The organism is Flavicella sp. (assembly GCF_029238425.1).
In the GTDB taxonomy this organism is placed as follows: domain Bacteria; phylum Bacteroidota; class Bacteroidia; order Flavobacteriales; family Flavobacteriaceae; genus Flavicella.
Genome location: NZ_JAQWGB010000118.1, coordinates 1 through 2,439, shown reverse-complemented (window position 1 = coordinate 2,439; position 2,439 = coordinate 1). Strand labels below are relative to the sequence as shown.

Genomic DNA, 2,439 nt, shown 5'->3' with positions numbered 1-2,439 from the left:
TACGGAAGATGCGCTAGAGGTAAAGCCAGAAATAATAGCAACAGGTTGTCCGTTTTGTAATACAATGATGACAGATGGAGTAAAAAATAAAGAAAAAGAAGCTGAGATTGAAGTAAAGGATATCGCAGAATTGATTGCGATTGCTTTGGATTTATAAAAATATAAGAGAAATAAAAAAAAGGCTTTATCATAGATAAAGCCTTTTTTTTGTTACATGTTTTGTTTTTGGAGTTCTTCGTGTTGTTGACGATATAGTTTTAGTGTTTCTTGTACTGTTTTTTCAATATGAAACTTTTCATAAATTCTATCATAGGCATTTTCTCCCATTTGATTAAGTCGTTTTTCATCACTTAAAAGATCTTCAATTGCTTTCGCAATAGCTTTAGGATTTTTCTTAGGAACAATAATTCCAGAGTTTTTATCAATAAGTTCAGTACAGCCACCAGCATCAGTCATGATAATTGGTTTTTTACAACACATAGCCTCTGTGATTGCTCTACCAAACCCTTCACTATTTGAGGATTGTATATAAATATCGGAAGATTTTAGATACGAACCAATATTGGGTTTAGAACCGAGCAAATGAATGTTTTTTTTATATGGACTTTTATCGATTAATTTGGGGATGTTTTTGTTTCCACGCATATCCCCTAGGAGAATAAACTGAATATTTTTTTTGGAATTTATGAAGTATGTTGATTTAATATAGTATTCAATTCCTTTTACTTTTAGGTAATTTGCGGCTAGACAAACTATTTTGGAGTTTTTATGAATTCCAAGTTCCGAAAAATCGTAAGGAATAGAGTTTATAAACCACTTGGGGTCATATCCTTTATATATATGCACAGCTTTTTTCTTGTTATTCCCAAAGAGTTGATTTCTAGTATGTTGATAGACAGAACTACTATTGCAGATGATTTTGTCAACCCTAGGGTTTAAATAAGTTAAATAGGAACTAGGGTCATGCCAATGTAGGCTGGTAGACCCCATGTAAGTGATTAATTTAACGGATAGGTTTTTAGTAGCAATGATGCAATTCCTTAAGGCTTTCCCAACGAAGACATGAAGTATTTCAATCTTATATTCATGAATATATTTCTTTATATTGTTGATGTATTCATGGTCAATTTTATTATTGGGAAAATCATCAATACAAATAATATTATTTTCAGTGAACCTTAGTCGGATTTCATCAGAAAATCTCCCAACCACAAAAATATTTACACCTTGTTTTTTTAAGCCAATGAGAAGTTCAAATTGAGCGATTGTATAAGTTATGTTTCCAGTATAGTCGCCAGTAGATAAAATATTCATATAATTCAATTATTTAAAATATTTTTTGGCTTCATCCCAATAGATATCCATTTCTGCTAATGTCATATCAGAAATTTTTTTGTTGTTTTTTTTCGCTTCTTCTTCAAGAAACTGGAATCGTTTTGTGAACTTTTTATTTGTTCGTTCCAATGCGTTTTCTGGATTTACATTGATGAATCTTGCGTAATTGATCATTGAAAACAAAACATCACCAAATTCAGCTTCTATATTCTCTTGATTTCCTGCGACTACTTCTTCGTTTAATTCGTTTAATTCTTCCTGCACTTTGGCCCAAACTTGTTTTGGTTCTTCCCAATCGAATCCAACACCAGCAACTTTGTCTTGTATTCTGTTTGCTTTTACCAATGCAGGTAGCGATTTTGGAACTCCTTCTAAAACGGAAGTTTTTCCTTCTTTTAATTTTAATTTTTCCCAGTTTTGTTTTACTTCTTCTTCGTTTGCTACTTCAACGTCTCCGTAAATATGAGGATGTCTATGAATTAATTTTTCTACGATTGAATCCGAAATGCTGCCAAGGTCAAATGAATCTGTTTCTGAACCAATTTTCGCATAAAAGACAATATGTAATAATAAGTCACCGAGTTCTTTTTTGATTTCTTCTTTATCATCTTCCAAAATAGCGTCTGCTAATTCGTAAGTTTCTTCTATTGTTAGATGTCGTAATGTTTCAAATGTTTGCTTTTTGTCCCAAGGGCATTTCTCCCTTAGTTCGTCCATAACATCTAGTAGTTTGTTAAAAGATGCAAGTTGTTGTTCGCGTGAGTTCATTTGAATATTTTTTGTAAAAGTAGAAAATACTAAATTATCGTTGAGACTTTTGGACATAAAAAAACCTGATGTACAACATCAGGTTTAATTATGTATAATTATAGATTACGCTTCTTGAGTTTCTTCAGATTCTTTGATTGTTGAAAAGTCAAATGCTGCAGCAACTAATATATTGTACCACTGTAATACTTTTTTGATGTTTGAAGCATATACTCTTTCTTGATCAAATTCTGGTAAAATTTCTAGAAAGTAGTTTGTCAAAGTTTTGTTATCAGACTTATGGCTGATCGCTTCTTTTCCTTGTTCTTTTTCGTTAATAGTTAAGAAGATGTTTCT

The 2,439-nt window shown here is 31.4% G+C and carries 2 protein-coding genes and 2 pseudogenes; 1 reads left to right on the top strand and 3 read right to left on the bottom strand.

Translation table 11 applies throughout. From position 1 onward, the window contains the following. Positions 1-157: pseudogene (locus P8H68_RS08750) on the top strand ((Fe-S)-binding protein); the annotation flags it as partial. Between the two features lie 53 nt (positions 158-210). Here the strand turns inward: P8H68_RS08750 and P8H68_RS08745 are convergent. The 3 genes and pseudogenes from P8H68_RS08745 to P8H68_RS08735 form a co-directional block, all read right to left on the bottom strand. Continuing rightward, a complete protein-coding gene (locus P8H68_RS08745; RefSeq protein WP_300323626.1) occupies positions 211-1,314 on the bottom strand; it encodes a glycosyltransferase family 4 protein in 1,104 nt (367 codons plus the stop codon). Between the two features lie 9 nt (positions 1,315-1,323). After that, on the bottom strand, positions 1,324-2,103 hold the full coding sequence (gene mazG, locus P8H68_RS08740) for a nucleoside triphosphate pyrophosphohydrolase (RefSeq protein ID WP_300323623.1): 780 nt from the start codon (positions 2,101-2,103) through the stop codon (positions 1,324-1,326). A gap of 105 nt (positions 2,104-2,208) precedes the next feature. After that, a pseudogene (locus P8H68_RS08735) lies at positions 2,209-2,439 on the bottom strand (hypothetical protein); the annotation flags it as partial.